This is a genomic window from Bacillus sp. SLBN-46 (genome assembly GCF_031453555.1).
Taxonomy (GTDB): Bacteria; Bacillota; Bacilli; order Bacillales; family Cytobacillaceae; genus Neobacillus.
This window is the reverse complement of the sequence record NZ_JAVIZM010000001.1, coordinates 402,494-417,500: the sequence shown is the minus strand read 5'-3', so window position 1 is coordinate 417,500 and position 15,007 is coordinate 402,494. Positions and strand designations below refer to the sequence as shown.

At 39.2% G+C, this 15,007-nt stretch carries 16 protein-coding genes and 2 rRNA genes (1 of these 18 only partly in view); 17 read left to right on the top strand and 1 reads right to left on the bottom strand.

The genetic code is table 11. From position 1 onward, the window contains the following. The 12 genes from QFZ87_RS02195 to rsmI all read left to right on the top strand — a co-directional run. Positions 1-499, top strand: a 23S ribosomal RNA gene (locus tag QFZ87_RS02195); it begins 2,437 nt to the left of the window's first position. An 80-nt stretch (positions 500-579) separates the two neighbouring features. Continuing rightward, positions 580-696 (top strand): 5S ribosomal RNA (gene rrf, locus QFZ87_RS02190). Positions 697-905: 209 nt separating this feature from the next. Beyond that, positions 906-1,124 (top strand): sigma factor G inhibitor Gin, encoded by a 219-nt coding sequence (locus tag QFZ87_RS02185; protein WP_308081643.1) that lies wholly within the window; start codon positions 906-908, stop codon positions 1,122-1,124. Positions 1,125-1,221: 97 nt separating this feature from the next. Further along, on the top strand, positions 1,222-2,667 hold the full coding sequence (locus tag QFZ87_RS02180) for an aminotransferase class I/II-fold pyridoxal phosphate-dependent enzyme (RefSeq protein WP_309857145.1): 1,446 nt from the start codon (positions 1,222-1,224) through the stop codon (positions 2,665-2,667). 30 nt (positions 2,668-2,697) lie between these two features. Continuing rightward, positions 2,698-3,318 (top strand): dTMP kinase, encoded by a 621-nt coding sequence (gene tmk, locus QFZ87_RS02175; RefSeq protein WP_309857143.1) that lies wholly within the window; start codon positions 2,698-2,700, stop codon positions 3,316-3,318. A gap of 144 nt (positions 3,319-3,462) precedes the next feature. Then, a complete protein-coding gene (locus QFZ87_RS02170) occupies positions 3,463-3,792 on the top strand; it encodes a cyclic-di-AMP receptor (RefSeq protein WP_308081640.1) in 330 nt (109 codons plus the stop codon). 47 nt (positions 3,793-3,839) lie between these two features. Further along, a complete protein-coding gene (gene holB / locus QFZ87_RS02165; RefSeq protein WP_309857140.1) occupies positions 3,840-4,847 on the top strand; it encodes a DNA polymerase III subunit delta' in 1,008 nt (335 codons plus the stop codon). Further along, a complete protein-coding gene (locus tag QFZ87_RS02160) occupies positions 4,840-5,667 on the top strand; it encodes a PSP1 domain-containing protein (protein WP_309857137.1) in 828 nt (275 codons plus the stop codon). The genes holB and QFZ87_RS02160 overlap by 8 nt, the downstream gene beginning before the upstream one ends. A gap of 13 nt (positions 5,668-5,680) precedes the next feature. Further along, positions 5,681-6,055 (top strand): DNA replication initiation control protein YabA, encoded by a 375-nt coding sequence (gene yabA, locus QFZ87_RS02155; RefSeq protein ID WP_309857135.1) that lies wholly within the window; start codon positions 5,681-5,683, stop codon positions 6,053-6,055. A gap of 61 nt (positions 6,056-6,116) precedes the next feature. Continuing rightward, positions 6,117-6,857 (top strand): tRNA1(Val) (adenine(37)-N6)-methyltransferase, encoded by a 741-nt coding sequence (locus QFZ87_RS02150; RefSeq protein ID WP_309857133.1) that lies wholly within the window; start codon positions 6,117-6,119, stop codon positions 6,855-6,857. Next, complete coding sequence (locus QFZ87_RS02145; RefSeq protein WP_309857129.1) at positions 6,847-7,134, top strand: GIY-YIG nuclease family protein; 288 nt, start codon at positions 6,847-6,849, stop codon at positions 7,132-7,134. The genes QFZ87_RS02150 and QFZ87_RS02145 overlap by 11 nt, the downstream gene beginning before the upstream one ends. Beyond that, on the top strand, positions 7,112-7,984 hold the full coding sequence (gene rsmI, locus QFZ87_RS02140; RefSeq protein ID WP_309867590.1) for a 16S rRNA (cytidine(1402)-2'-O)-methyltransferase: 873 nt from the start codon (positions 7,112-7,114) through the stop codon (positions 7,982-7,984). The genes QFZ87_RS02145 and rsmI overlap by 23 nt, the downstream gene beginning before the upstream one ends. Before the next feature lie 34 nt (positions 7,985-8,018). On the opposite strand, the gene QFZ87_RS02135 is transcribed toward rsmI, so the two are convergent. Beyond that, entirely contained in the window at positions 8,019-8,303 is a 285-nt protein-coding gene (locus tag QFZ87_RS02135; RefSeq protein ID WP_309857126.1) for a transition state genes transcriptional regulator AbrB, read from the bottom strand. A 508-nt stretch (positions 8,304-8,811) separates the two neighbouring features. Here QFZ87_RS02135 and metG point away from each other — a divergent pair. From metG to rsmA, 5 genes are all read left to right on the top strand, one after another. Continuing rightward, positions 8,812-10,803: a methionine--tRNA ligase gene (gene metG / locus QFZ87_RS02130; RefSeq protein ID WP_309857123.1), complete on the top strand. Its 1,992-nt coding sequence runs from the start codon at positions 8,812-8,814 to the stop codon at positions 10,801-10,803. A 127-nt stretch (positions 10,804-10,930) separates the two neighbouring features. Then, entirely contained in the window at positions 10,931-11,698 is a 768-nt protein-coding gene (locus tag QFZ87_RS02125) for a TatD family hydrolase (RefSeq protein ID WP_309857121.1), read from the top strand. Between the two features lie 236 nt (positions 11,699-11,934). Continuing rightward, complete coding sequence (locus tag QFZ87_RS02120; RefSeq protein WP_309857118.1) at positions 11,935-13,116, top strand: ubiquitin-like domain-containing protein; 1,182 nt, start codon at positions 11,935-11,937, stop codon at positions 13,114-13,116. Between the two features lie 208 nt (positions 13,117-13,324). Continuing rightward, positions 13,325-13,888, top strand: coding sequence for a ribonuclease M5 (rnmV, locus tag QFZ87_RS02115; protein ID WP_309857114.1), 564 nt, complete (start codon positions 13,325-13,327; stop codon positions 13,886-13,888). Next, positions 13,881-14,759, top strand: a complete 879-nt coding sequence (gene rsmA, locus QFZ87_RS02110; RefSeq protein WP_309857111.1) for a 16S rRNA (adenine(1518)-N(6)/adenine(1519)-N(6))-dimethyltransferase RsmA — start codon at positions 13,881-13,883, stop codon at positions 14,757-14,759. The genes rnmV and rsmA overlap by 8 nt, the downstream gene beginning before the upstream one ends. The last annotated feature ends 248 nt before the right edge of the window (positions 14,760-15,007 follow it).

Sequence of the window (15,007 nt, the reverse complement as noted above, 5' to 3'; positions counted from 1 at the left end):
TCCGCATGGAAGGGCCATCGCTCAACGGATAAAAGCTACCCCGGGGATAACAGGCTTATCTCCCCCAAGAGTCCACATCGACGGGGAGGTTTGGCACCTCGATGTCGGCTCATCGCATCCTGGGGCTGTAGTCGGTCCCAAGGGTTGGGCTGTTCGCCCATTAAAGCGGTACGCGAGCTGGGTTCAGAACGTCGTGAGACAGTTCGGTCCCTATCCGTCGTGGGCGCAGGAAATTTGAGAGGAGCTGTCCTTAGTACGAGAGGACCGGGATGGACGCACCGCTGGTGTACCAGTTGTCTTGCCAAAGGCATCGCTGGGTAGCTATGTGCGGACGGGATAAGTGCTGAAAGCATCTAAGCATGAAGCCCCCCTCAAGATGAGATTTCCCATAGCGTCAAGCTAGTAAGAACCCTGAAAGATGATCAGGTTGATAGGTCAGAGGTGGAAGCGTGGTAACATGTGGAGCTGACTGATACTAATCGTTCGAGGACTTAACCAAGTTTTAAAGCGAACTCGTAGTTTACAAACACTTCTTCTGCATTATCTAGTTTTGAGAGAACGATCTCTCTAATAAAATAGTCTGGTAACTATGGCGAGAAGGTCACACCCGTTCCCATACCGAACACGGAAGTTAAGCTTCTCAGCGCCGATGGTAGTTGGGACGAAAGTCCCTGTGAGAGTAGGACGTTGCCAGGCAATTTAAAAGACAACCTGAAAATGGTTGTCTTTTTTGTGCTTTAATGAAAACAGTCGTGTTTAAGTAAAAAAGTACGAAGTGTTTTAAAAGAAATCGCCTATAGACATACACCCATTTCAACATTTCTACATAGTATATTACAGGATGGATTCGAGATGATTATTCAAAAAATTGTATACAAATATGAATTGAGGGACAGAATGGATGTATGGAGGTGGAGGGCTTGAGTTCATTTTTAGCACATAGTCATTACGAGGAAACGTGCGTTATTTGTGAGAATCTTAAACCGAAAGGCATACATCTATATACTTCTTTTATCTGTACGGATTGTGAAAGTGATTTAATACAAACAGATACAAATGATCCAAGATATAAATATTTTCTTAAACAACTTAGGAAAATTACCACACCAGAGATTTTCTCTTAATAAGTCCTTTTAAGGGCTTTATTTTTTTTGCTATGAAAGGGGAAAGGGAACCACTTTTTTGTTAAAATAAATAAGACTCTTAAAAGGAAGTAATACGATGAAAAAACAAATGAATACGCCTCTTTTTAAGGCACTGCTTGAACATAACAAAAAGAATCCTATTTCTTTTCATGTCCCTGGACATAAAAATGGACAAAATATTCAAAGCGAAGCAAATCATTTTTTTGAACAGATATTAAAAATGGATGTAACAGAGCTGTCAGGGCTAGATGATTTGCATTCACCTGAAGGTGTTATCTTAGAAGCCGAGCAACTTTTAGCTGAACTTTTTCAAACGAGGAAGAGCTTTTTTTTAGTAAATGGATCAACAGTAGGTAATTTAGCAATGATTATGGCCGCTTGCAGAGAGAATGATACGGTCTTAGTACAGCGGAATTGTCATAAATCCGTATTAAATGCTTTAAGATTAGCAAAAGTAAGACCAATATTCTTAGAACCCGAATATGATCACGACTGGAAGGTAGCTACATGCGTTAATGTAGATACAGTAAAAGAGGCAATTGGTCTTTATTCAAACGTGAAAGCCATCATTCTGACGTATCCTAATTATTATGGAATAGTCTCCGATTTAGAAGGAATTATAAAGGAAGCCCATCTTCATCACATTCCTGTTTTAGTTGATGAGGCACATGGAGCCCATTTTAATATCGGACATCCTTTTCCTGCTTCAGCCGTTCAGTTAGGTGCAGATATCGTCGTTCAATCTGCCCATAAAACACTTCCAGCTATGACGATGGGTTCATATTTGCATGTGAACGGCCACTTAGTTGATATAAATAAGGTAAAGGATTATTTGCAGATATTTCAATCGAGCAGCCCATCTTACCCAATTATGGCATCACTCGATTTAGCGAGAAAATACTTGGCTACATACACACAGCAAGATTTAGATGCTTTACAAAAGAGCATTAAGCATTTTAAAGCAGAATTAGCAGACATTCCTGAAATTAAGGTACTAGCATACCCCAATCATCAGGGAGACTTATTAAAAGTAACGATTCAAACTAGGAGTAACATAAGTGGATTTGAGCTTCAAAAGAGATTGGAAGAAGAGGCTGTCTATACAGAATTAGCAGACCCGTATAATGTGCTCTTAGTTCTTCCCTTATTAAAAGAAGGTCAAAGGTATCCGTTTGAAGTGACTGCACGAAAAATAAAAAAGGTGTGTAAAGACTTGCCTTTTCACGAACAAAAGAGCAAACTGACGATGAGTAATCGAAAAGTCTCAGGACTAGCAATCCCTTATAAGGAAATGGACAACTTAGAATCAATGGATGTACCTATTGCTGAAGCCATAGGATTTGTTTGTGCAGAAACAATTATCCCCTATCCCCCAGGAATTCCACTCCTGTTAAAAGGGGAAGAAATAACAAATGAGAGGGTTAATCAGCTTCAAAGACTGTTAGAAACAGGAGCAAGATTCCAGGGAGGCTCCTTACTAACTCTAGGCAAGGTAAAGGTATTTATAAAAAATAAGAAGTAGTTTGCTTTTTTAATATATGGAGGTTTTATTTTGAACAGTGGAGTGTTTATTACGTTTGAAGGGCCCGATGGTGCCGGAAAAACAACAATTTTAAGTATGGTCGCTAATCACTTTAAAGAGGCCATGGTGACAAGAGAGCCTGGCGGCATCGATATTGCTGAACAAATTCGCAAAGTAATCCTAAACAAAGAGAACACCGCTATGGACCCCAGAACAGAAGCCTTGCTATATGCTGCAGCACGAAGACAGCATTTAATTGAAAAGGTAAAACCTGCTCTAGAGGAAGGGAAAATGGTTTTATGTGATCGGTTTGTTGATAGTTCACTAGCCTATCAGGGATATGCAAGGGACCTTGGAATTGATGAGGTATGGTCCATTAACCAGTTTGCCATTGAAATGTTAATGCCCCAGTTAACAATCTACTTTGACATTGAGCCAGAGTTAGGGTTAAAACGGATTAACAAAAATAAAGAAAGAGAGATCAATCGTTTAGATTTAGAAAATCTCGAGTTTCATCAAAAAGTAAGAGACGGATATTATCTATTAATGGAACGTTTCCCAGATCGAATGGTGCGTATCGATGCATCTGGTACAGTTGAAGAGGTCTATGAACAAACAGTAAAAATGATAAAAGATAAACTAGCAAAGTAAAGGCCTACAGTTGTTAGGCCTTTTTTTGACATATCAGAATTAATCCCATGTTCCTGTCTATAACAAATGTAAGCAGGACAATAACCTGTTATAATATAGATAAGAAAACTTTTGCAGAAAAATTAAGAAGAGAGGGTGTTCCACATGAAACTTATCATTGCTGTTATACAAGATCAAGATAGTAACCGATTATCAAAGGCCTTAATAGAAAATAATTTTAGGGCGACAAAATTAGCTAGTACAGGTGGATTTTTAAAATCGGGGAACACCACTTTTATGATTGGGACGGAGGATATTCGGGTTGACCGAGCACTTCAAGTTATTAAAGAAAACTGTAGGGCTAGGGAACAGCTAGTATCCCCAGTTTCACCTATGGGTGGAAATGCAGACTCCTTTGTTCCATACCCCGTAGAAGTAGAAGTCGGCGGTGCAACAGTTTTCGTTCTTCCAATCGAACAATCCTTACATTTTTAATTGGATGAATACCTTAAGCTATCTTAAACAGTAAGTGAGTGATTACATTGGTCAAAACATGGGATCAACTAGAAGAGCTACAGCCAACCGTCTTAAAAATGCTAAAAAACAGCTTAGTGAAAAATCGAGTGGCCCATGCATACCTATTTGAAGGCATGAGAGGAACAGGTAAAAGGGAAATAGGCATATTGCTAACAAAATCTCTGTATTGTGAAGCGCTAATTGATGGTTACAAACCATGTGAATCCTGCAATAATTGCCGGCGAATCAATCATGGAAATCATCCGGATGTTCATATTGTGGAACCGGACGGGCTATCTATTAAAGTCGAACAGATTAGGAATCTACAAGCAGAGTTTGCAAAAAAAGGTGTAGAATCTTTGAAAAAAGTATATTTAATCTCACATGCTGATAAAATGAGTGTAAGTGCGTCTAATAGTCTTTTAAAATTCCTTGAGGAACCTAATCCAGGAACAGTAGCCTTTTTGTTAACGGAGCAAATGCAACAAATATTGCCTACTATTCTTTCAAGGTGCCAAATATTAGCATTCCAACCTTTAGCCCCTCAAGTGATGGTTAAAAAACTGATTGAAAACGGCGTAAAACCAACTAAGGCGCCATTACTGGCTCAGCTTACCAATAATTTAGAGGAAGCTCTTAAATTAAATGTCGATGAATGGTTTGCACAAGCCCAAAAAATAGTGTTAAAATTATATGAGGTGTTAAAAAAAAATCCGTTGGAGGCAATGGTCACACTCCAAGGGGATTGGTTTTTACACTTTAGAGAAAAAGAACAAATTAATCGTGGTTTAGATCTTTTACTTCTTATTTTTAAGGATTTACTATATATACAGTTAGATAAGCAGGAGCAAATTGTTTTCATAGAAGAAAACGAGCGGTTAAAGCAGTTTGCCTTGCAATCATCTGGACGGCGCATATCGGATCAAATGTCAGCTATTCTTGATGCAAAAAGAAAGCTGCAGGCAAATATGAATCCTCAGCTGATGATGGAACAGCTTGTGTTAAAATTGCAGGAGGGATCTTCATTTGTATGATGTTGTAGGAGTACGCTTTAAAAAAGCGGGGAAAATCTATTATTTTGATCCAGGAGACCTCTCTATTCAAAAGGATGACTTTGTCATTGTTGAAACGGTCCGTGGCGTTGAATATGGAAAGGCTGTCATTGCTCGTAAACAGGTTGAGGAGCACGATGTCGTCCTTCCATTAAAAAAGGTGGTCAGAATTGCGGACCAAAAGGATCGAATGATTGTCGAAGAGAACAAGTTTGCAGCCCAGGAAGCTTATGAAGTATGCAATGAAAAGGTCAATGAACATCAGCTGGATATGAAACTGGTGGATGTTGAATATACATTTGATCGAAATAAAATCATCTTTTATTTTACTGCCGATGGAAGAGTAGATTTCCGTGAGCTAGTAAAAGATTTAGCAGCTATTTTTCGGACACGAATTGAATTGAGACAGATTGGCGTACGTGATGAAGCCAAGATGCTTGGGGGTATCGGCCCTTGTGGAAGGATGCTGTGCTGCTCCACATTTTTAGGTGATTTCGACCCTGTTTCAATTAAAATGGCGAAGGATCAAAATCTTTCATTGAATCCTACCAAAATTTCTGGCTTATGTGGCAGGTTGATGTGCTGCCTCAAATATGAAAATGATGAATATGAATCTGCAAAAGCACTACTTCCAGATTTAGGGGAAATCATTGAAACACCACAAGGTACAGGAAAAGTAGTAGGATTAAATATATTAGAGCGGGTGCTTCAGGTTGAACTAAAGGAACAAGAACGGGTTCTAGAGTATACTTTGGATGAAATCACTAAAGAAGGTGCCTTTTCTATACAATCCACAGATTAATGAGGTGGAAGACGTGGATAAAAAAGAAATTTTTGAGTCAGTAAGTAATATGGAAACACAAATTGGACATCTTTACCAGCAGCTAGGAGAATTAAAGCAGCACCTAGCCGAAATACTAGAAGAGAATCATTATTTAAAGCTTGAAAATGAACATCTGAGGCGCCGTTTAGATGTAACCACGGAAGAAGATGACAAGAAAGAAATAAAGAATAAGAAGGGAATAATCCCTGAAGCATCTCCTGGGGTAAAACCTTTTGATGTTGGTGAAGGATATGATAACCTCGCCCGTCTTTATCAAGAAGGGTTTCATATTTGCAACCTTCATTTTGGGAGCTTACGTAAGGAAGGCGATTGTTTATTTTGTCTTTCTTTCCTTAATAAGAAATAACCGAAAGAGGCTGACGAAATCAGCCTCTATTTTCATACATTTTTAGATAGGATGATTACGTGTGGTTAACTTAAAAGATGATGAGCGGCTTGATTATTTACTAGCTGAGAATTTAAGAATTATTCAAAGCCCCTCCGTTTTTGCTTTTTCACTCGATGCTGTATTATTAGCTCGGTTTGTGTACGTACCTATACAAAAGGGAAATCTTATTGATCTTTGTAGTGGAAACGGAGTCATTCCGTTGTTTTTAAGTGCTCGTACGAAGGGGAAGATTACGGGTGTAGAGATACAAGAGCGTTTATATGATATGGCGAATAGAAGTATTGAATATAACGGTCTACAAGATCGACTACATATGATTCATGGTGACATAAAGGAAATACCAAAGCAGCTAGGATATGGAAAATTTGATGTGGTTACTTGTAATCCTCCTTACTTTCCAACTCCTTCAAAGGATGAAATGAATCCCAATGAACATTTAGCGATTGCTCGACATGAGATCCTTTGTACCCTAGAGGATGCGATCAAGGCCTCGAGTCAGTTAGCGAAACAGGGAGGAAAGGTAGCTTTTGTACACCGTCCGGGCAGACTATTGGATATCATCACTCTTATGCGCCAGTACAGACTTGAGCCGAAACGAATTCAATTTGTCTATCCTAAGAAGGGGAAAGAGGCCAATACCCTGTTAGTAGAAGCAATTAAAGATGGCAGCCCTGACTTAAAAATTTCCCCGCCGCTGTTTGTTTATGATGATGATGATCAGTACACCTCGGAAATAAGGGCAATCTTATATGGAGAATAATAACCACTTCTTTTATGTGCTAACATGTAAGGATGGAAGTCTTTATGGCGGATATACCACAAGCCTTGAGCGCCGAGTGATGCAGCATAATGAAGGAAAAGGTGCCAAATACACTCGGGGAAGAGGGCCGGTAAAGCTAACCTATTTTAAAAGTTTTGATAGTAAAGGGGATGCACTGAGGGCAGAGCATCATTTTAAAAGTTTAACTCGAAAGAAGAAAATCGAGTTTTTAATACGCGAAACGGGTGATGAACATGTGGCAGCAGAAAAGCTTTGAGAATGAAGAAAATAAGGGGATTCTATATCTTGTTCCTACTCCGATTGGAAATCTTGAAGATATGAGCTTCCGAGCGATTAGGATATTAAAAGAAGCTGACTTGATTGCTGCAGAAGACACTAGAAATACCAAAAAACTATGTAACTATTTTGAAATTAACACCCCGATTGTCAGCTATCATGAGCATAATAAGGAAACGAGTGGGGAGAAACTAATTCAAAAGGTACAACAAGGTTTAAAGGTAGCTCTTGTAAGTGATGCAGGTATGCCAGCTATATCTGACCCTGGTTACGAGTTGGTTACGGCAGCAATTAACGAGCAAGTGACGGTTGTTCCATTACCCGGAGCTAATGCCGCGTTAACATCCTTAATTGCCTCAGGTATAGTTTGTCAGCCATTTTATTTTTATGGGTTCTTACATCGCGGCAAAAAAGATAAGCGTGCCGAATTAGACCTCTTAAAGAGACAAATGGCAACCATTATTTTTTACGAATCCCCCCACCGGCTGAAAGAGACATTAGCCGTTATGCTGGAAGTTCTGGGAAATAGAAATATTGCTGTTTGCCGTGAGTTAACAAAGAAGTATGAAGAGTTTATTAGAGGAACACTTGAAGAAGTAATCGAGTGGGCACATAAAGATGAAATTCGTGGAGAATTTTGTATTATTGTTGAAGGAACAAAAGAAGAGGTAGAAGAGGACACCAACTGGTGGGAAGCCTTGTCTATTGAAGAGCATGTCAATCACTATATGTCAGTTGAAAATATTTCTTCAAAGGATGCTATTAAGCAAACAGCCAAAGATCGAGGCCTGAACAAAAGAGAAGTGTATCAGGTGTATCATATTGAATAAAAAAAAGCTCCGGCACGTAAAGTGCCCGGAGCTATTATTTTGCTAATTCAAAGTTGCTTTTGATTTCTTCTAGTAATTGCTCTGCACCTTCGCGGCTAAGAATTAATTTCCCACCAGCAAGAGCTAAGTTATCATCAGAAACTTCACCAGTTACCTGACAAGTCATATTTGGCTTGTATTTTTTTAAGATGATACGCTCATCGTCTACATAGATTTCTAGAGCATCCTTTTCAGCAATACCAAGAGTACGTCTTAATTCAATCGGAATAACCACACGACCTAATTCATCAACTTTACGAACAATACCTGTAGATTTCATTTTAAAGTGATCTCCTCTCATCAATACGAAATTATTTATCTATTTTTATTCGTCATTATTCGACAAAATTCTTACAAATTTATAATACCAGTACTTCCCATATCCGTCAATTATTTTATGTTAAAAATAATAGAAAATTTTTTCCAACAAGACAAACGTTGATTTAATAAGGTTTTACTAAATATTCATACAATTGATATAGATTTTTAATATTATTGGATTTTCAGATAGTTGCTTTCATGATTTCTACATATTTCGACAAAATACTACAACAGCATACTGAATCCAACATATTATTCGATAATCATATTTGTTTTATGGGGGCAGGAAAAATAGTTTTAAAAAAGATTCTAAAGAAGCGCCTCCTTGCACAAAAGTTTATTTTTCGGTATATTTTGATGATAGAAGCGGGAAAAAAAGGCAATAATGGGTTAATGGGGTTTAGGCTTTTTTACCCGATTATTGTCTATCCCCAGAGCTTGTGCTTTTCTGATGAGGAGGAAAAATAATGGAGGAAAAACTAAAGACTTTTTACCTTACCACACCTATTTACTATCCAAGTGGAAATTTACATATAGGACACGCCTATACGACTGTTGCTGGTGATGCAATGGCACGGTATAAGCGGATGCGCGGATATGATGTCATGTACTTAACTGGAACGGATGAGCATGGTCAAAAAATTCAGCGTAAAGCCGAGGAAGCAAATATTACACCACAACAATATGTGGATGGGATTGTAGATGGAATTAAAGAGCTGTGGAATAAGCTCGATATTTCCTATGATGACTTTATCCGTACGACAGAGGAAAGACATAAGCAAGTGGTGGCAAAGATTTTTGCGAGACTTTTGGAGCAAGGAGATATTTACCTCGATCAATATGAAGGCTGGTATTGTACTCCATGTGAGTCCTTTTTTACGGACCGCCAATTAGTAGAAGGAAATTGCCCAGATTGTGGCCGAACAGTAGAGCTCGTCAAAGAGGAATCCTACTTTTTTAGAATGAGTAAGTATGCAGATCGGTTATTACAATATTATGAGGAAAATCCGGAGTTCATCCAACCCGAGTCTCGTAAAAATGAAATGATCAATAATTTCATCAAACCTGGTTTGGAGGATTTAGCGGTTTCTAGGACCACGTTCGATTGGGGGATTAAAGTCCCTGGCGATCCAAAGCATGTCATTTATGTTTGGATTGATGCTTTATCCAATTATATTACTGCCCTTGGATATGGGACGGAGAATGACTCTAAATATTTAAATTACTGGCCGGCGGATGTTCATCTTGTTGGAAAGGAAATTGTCCGCTTCCATACGATTTATTGGCCGATCATGTTAATGGCGCTTGAGCTGCCTTTACCAAAGAAGGTTTTCGCTCATGGCTGGTTATTAATGAAAGACGGTAAAATGTCCAAATCGAAAGGGAATGTGGTTGATCCTGTTACATTAATTGACCGCTACGGTTTAGATGCACTTCGCTACTACCTATTAAGAGAAGTACCGTTCGGTGCAGATGGTGTTTTTACACCAGAAGGATTTGTTGAAAGAATCAATTTTGACTTAGCTAATGATTTAGGAAACTTGTTAAATCGGACTGTTGCAATGATAGAAAAGTATTTTGATGGTGTTATTCCTGAGTACACTGGGTCAGTTGGGGCATTTGATGAGTCACTGCTACAAATGAATCACGAAACTATTCAAAAGTATGAAGAGGCCATGGAGAAAATGGAGTTTTCTGTTGCACTAACATCGATTTGGCAATTAGTTAGCAGGACTAATAAATATATTGATGAAACACAACCGTGGACATTAGCGAAGGACGAGGAGAAAAAAGGTGAGCTTGCGAGTGTAATGGTTCACTTGGCAGAATCACTACGAAGAATGGCCATTCTTTTACAACCCTTCTTAACTCGTACACCTGGTGGAATCTTTAAGCAACTTGGGATTCATGGTGAGGAGCTTAGAACATGGGAAAGCCTTGAAACCTTTGGAATGATTCCAAGTGGAACAAAGGTTGAAAAAGAGGCACCTCTATTCCCAAGACTGGAAATTGCTGAGGAAGTAGAATTCATTAAAACGAAAATGCAAGGTCCAGCCCCAGCAGGGGAAGAAAAGAAAGAGGAAAAGGAAAAGGAAAAGGAAAAGGAAAAGGTTGAAGAAAAGCCTGATCCTATGGAAGAAATTTCTATAGATGATTTCATGAAAATTGACTTACGTGTCGCGGAAGTCATTCAGGCGGAACCAGTTAAAAAAGCAGATAAGCTTTTGAAGCTGCAGCTTGATTTGGGTTACGAAAAGCGTCAAGTGGTTTCTGGAATTGCTCAATATTATAAGCCTGAAGAGTTAGTGGGACGTAAGGTGATTTGCATTACTAATTTAAAACCTGTTAAGCTTCGTGGTGAATTGTCACAAGGAATGATCTTAGCAGGATCAAAAGAGGGCCAGCTTTCCCTGGCAACCGTTGATCAAACGTTACCAAATGGTTCCAAGGTAAAATAATTGTTTAATAAAAGCGCCAATTTTGGCGCTTTTCCTTTTCTTTGTTCCACGTGAAACAATTTTTGCTAAATTCTGCTTAATTATAAAAAAATAGAATGTATTGTTGAAAAAAGAGGGAGTGTAAATTATGCTATTCGACACACATGTACACTTAAACGCTGATCAATATAATGAGGACTTAGAGGAAGTAATTGCTAGGGCACAGGAAGCTGGAGTTACCAATATGGTGGTCGTCGGGTTTGACCGTCCAACGATTACAAGAGCAATGGAATTAGTGGAACAATATGAGTTCTTGTATGCCTGCGTGGGGTGGCATCCCGTTGATGCCATTGATATGACAGATGAGGATTTGCTGTGGATTGAGGAATTAGCTTCACATCCAAAGGTAGTAGCGATTGGTGAAATGGGCTTGGATTATCATTGGGACAAGTCTCCAAAGGATACTCAAAAAGAGGTCTTTCGTAAACAAATCAGGCTGGCTAAAAAAGTGCAGCTACCCATTGTGATTCACAACCGGGAAGCAACAGCAGATATCGTTGATATTTTAAAGGAAGAGGGGGCAGAAGAAGTAGGGGGAATCATGCATTGCTTCAGCGGAAGTGCAGAAGTAGCAAAGGAATGTGTGAAAATGAATTTCTATATTTCGCTTGGCGGCCCTGTTACCTTTAAAAATGCAAAAAAACCAAAGGAAGTTGCAGCGGAAATCCCTTTAGACAAGCTGTTGATTGAAACAGACTGTCCATATTTAGCTCCACACCCTTATCGAGGAAAGCGCAATGAACCTGGGTATGTGAAGTTAGTCGCCGAAGAAATTGCCGAAATAAAGGGATTGACATTTGAAGAGGTAGCGGATGCAACGACACAAAATGCTAAAAAAGTATTCGCCATAAAATGATAAGGGAATTTGTCGAAGAGACGGGAAGCTTGTCTTAATTTTTTCTGATAACAAAAAGTTCTACATGTCTCCTTTTCTACATAGGATAACCGTGTCGAGAAGTTTTTCTTTGCAAAGTTTCTAGTTTTGTGCATAATTAGAAATACCTTCACAGGTGATGCAGGGATTGACAGCCGACAATAGGTTCTCCATAATCTCTCCAAGAAAAGGAGGCGTTTTTCATCGTATTCCAAAACATGAAAAACCTGTTTCCCAAGTCTTTGAGTGGAAGGTCATGGGTCATTATTTTTGCTAGTTTCGTAGTATTGCTAACTACTCTGGGAATTCTGTTTTTTGAAGGATCGAAGAATACAGTAGCGATAACACTAAATGGCAAAGAGATGGTCGTGAAAACACATGCTGATACAATCGATGAATTATTAGATGAAATGGATGTATCACTTCGCTCACAAGACTACTTGTATCCAAAGGCAAACACTGAGGTGAAGGACCACCTTAAGGTCATTTGGAAGCAAGCTAACAAGGTTCACATTGTCAAAGACAACGAGAAGAAAACGATCTGGACTACAGCCCAAACGGTGGCTGAGCTCTTAAAAGAGCAGAAAATTGCATTAAACGGACATGATCAAGTTACACCAAAACCACAAGCGGCAATAAAAGATAAGATGAATATAGATATAAAAATTGCTTTTCATCTTACATATGTGGACGGCGGTAAAGAACAACAAGTTTGGACCACTTCGGCTACGGTCGCTGACTTTTTAACACAACAGGGAATTATACTAAATGAATTTGACCGAGTTGAACCGTCATTAACAGAAACCATCTCAAAGAATGGTGTAGTTAACGTCATTCGAGTAGAAAAAGTCACCGATGTAGTGGAAGAACCAGTTCAATTTGCCGTGGTTACAAAAAAGGATGAAAGTCTAGAAAAAGGTAAAGAGAAGGTCCTAAGTGCAGGAATGCATGGCCTCGTGTCAAGAAAGTACGAAGTGGTACTGGAAAATGGCAAAGAGGTAGCTAGGAAACTAGTAAGCGAGCAAAATCTCAAAGAGAAAAAAGATAAAATTGTGGCTGTCGGAACGAAGGATCTGGCTTTACAGGTTTCACGTGGTGCAGTAGAAACGGGTAAAGAGTTTTACGTAACTTCAACTGCGTATACTGCTAATTGCAACGGTTGTTCCGGTCGTACGGCAACAGGTCTCAATTTACGGGCTAATCCGAACATGAAAATTATTGCAGTAGACCCAAGAATCATCCCGCTAGGAACGAAGGTGTATGTGGAAGGCTATGGCTATGCTGTAGCTGCTGACACAGGTGGAGCAATAAAAGGATACAAAATCGATGTATTCATGCCCTCTAACCAGGATTGCTATCGTTGGGGCCGCAGGAAGGTAAAAATTAAAATTTTACAGTAGTTTATTTTGTGCAGAGGGTCCTTCCTCTGCATTTTGCTTTTTCCGAGTTTTTCTTTATACTTACATCGATACATACTTTGTCATTTTTTTTAATTTCTTTACTTTAGTGTATGAATCTGTTCAATAATATAGACGATGGACATTACAGAATTGTTTCAAATTTTTTTCAATTTTTCTTAATTTTATTACGAAGGAATTGGCTTTTATTATGAAAATCAAAGAAATCATTGTGGTAGAAGGGAAAGATGATACCACTGCCATTAAACGAGCGGTTGATGCGGATACAATTGAAACGAATGGTTCAGCTGTCAATCAAGTAACTATTGAAAAAGTAAGACGTGCACAGGAGACAAGAGGTGTCATCATTTTTACTGACCCTGACTTTCCAGGTGAGAAGATTAGAAAGACCATTGCAGAAAGTGTCCCTGGCTGTAAACATGCCTTTTTGACAAAGGCAGCTGCGCTTGCAAGGGGTGGAAAGGGTATAGGGGTTGAGCACGCCAGCCCTGAAGCGATTAGAGAAGCGTTGAAGGATGCCCAAATTTTAAGGGAGACACCTTCAGAGGTCATTACACAGGAAGATCTTCTAACAGCTGGTCTAATTGGTGGAGAAGGCGCCAAAGAGCGAAGAATGCTGCTGGGAGAGATTTTAAAGATAGGCTATACCAATGGAAAACAACTGCATAAACGCTTAATGATGTTCCAAATTAGCAAACAGGAATTTGCGGAAGCAATAAAAGTTGTCCAGCATCGGGAGGAAGAATATGAATAAAGACATCGCAACCCCTGTGAGAACAAGGGCTATCCTAGAGAAATATGGCTTTTCATTTAAGAAAAGCCTGGGTCAAAATTTTTTGATTGATACCAATATATTAAAAAAAATTGTTAGCTTCGCTGATTTGAGTGAGAATTCCGGCGCTATTGAAATTGGTCCGGGAATCGGGGCATTAACCGAACAGCTTGCCCGCTCGAGTAAGAAGGTCGTGGCTTTTGAGATTGATCAACGCTTATTACCCATTTTAAATGATACTTTGTCGCCATACTCTAATGTCAAGGTTATTCATAAAGACGTGCTAGAGGCGAATGTACAAAGCATGATGGCAGAGGAATTCCAAGGCATAGAGGATGTAATGGTGGTAGCTAATTTGCCTTATTACGTAACCACACCCATTATCATGAAACTTCTAGAGGAACACCTGCCCATCCGTGGAATTGTTTGTATGCTTCAAAAAGAAGTGGCTGATCGAATTTCTGCCAAGCCTGGTACTAAGGAATATGGTTCTCTTTCCATTGCCATACAATATTACACAGAAGCTGAGACGGTAATGATCGTACCTAAAACTGTTTTTGTTCCACAGCCAAATGTAGATTCAGCTGTTATCCGGTTAACTAAGCGAAATCAGCCTGCTGTTAGTGTGAAGGATGAGGGCTTCTTTTTCCAAGTGACAAAAGCGAGTTTTGCTCAGAGGAGAAAAACCATTCTAAATAATTTAACTAGTCAGCTTCCTGAAGGGAAACAGAAGAAGGAAGAAATTCTTGCTGCTTTATCGGCGAGCGGGGTTGAACCAACTCGAAGAGGTGAGACACTTTCCTTAGAGGAATTTGGTATGTTAAGTGATCAACTATATCCATACTTCCATTAAGACTCTTATAAAAGAGTCTTTTTCTTACGTAATAAGAAAGAAAATTCGACTTTGAGAATTGTCCAGCTCCAGCGCCTAGCCCCTCGGGTCAAATAACCTTCGGTACTAAAAGTCAAAGGGCGGACTTTTAGTGCCGAAGAACATTTGCCTGTCGGGGCTGACCAAGGCGCATTCGCTTTTCTTTTCACAATGACCATGCACTGTGCATAGCCTAAGGAAGAGAAACTATCTAGAAAAGGCCCTTTTGC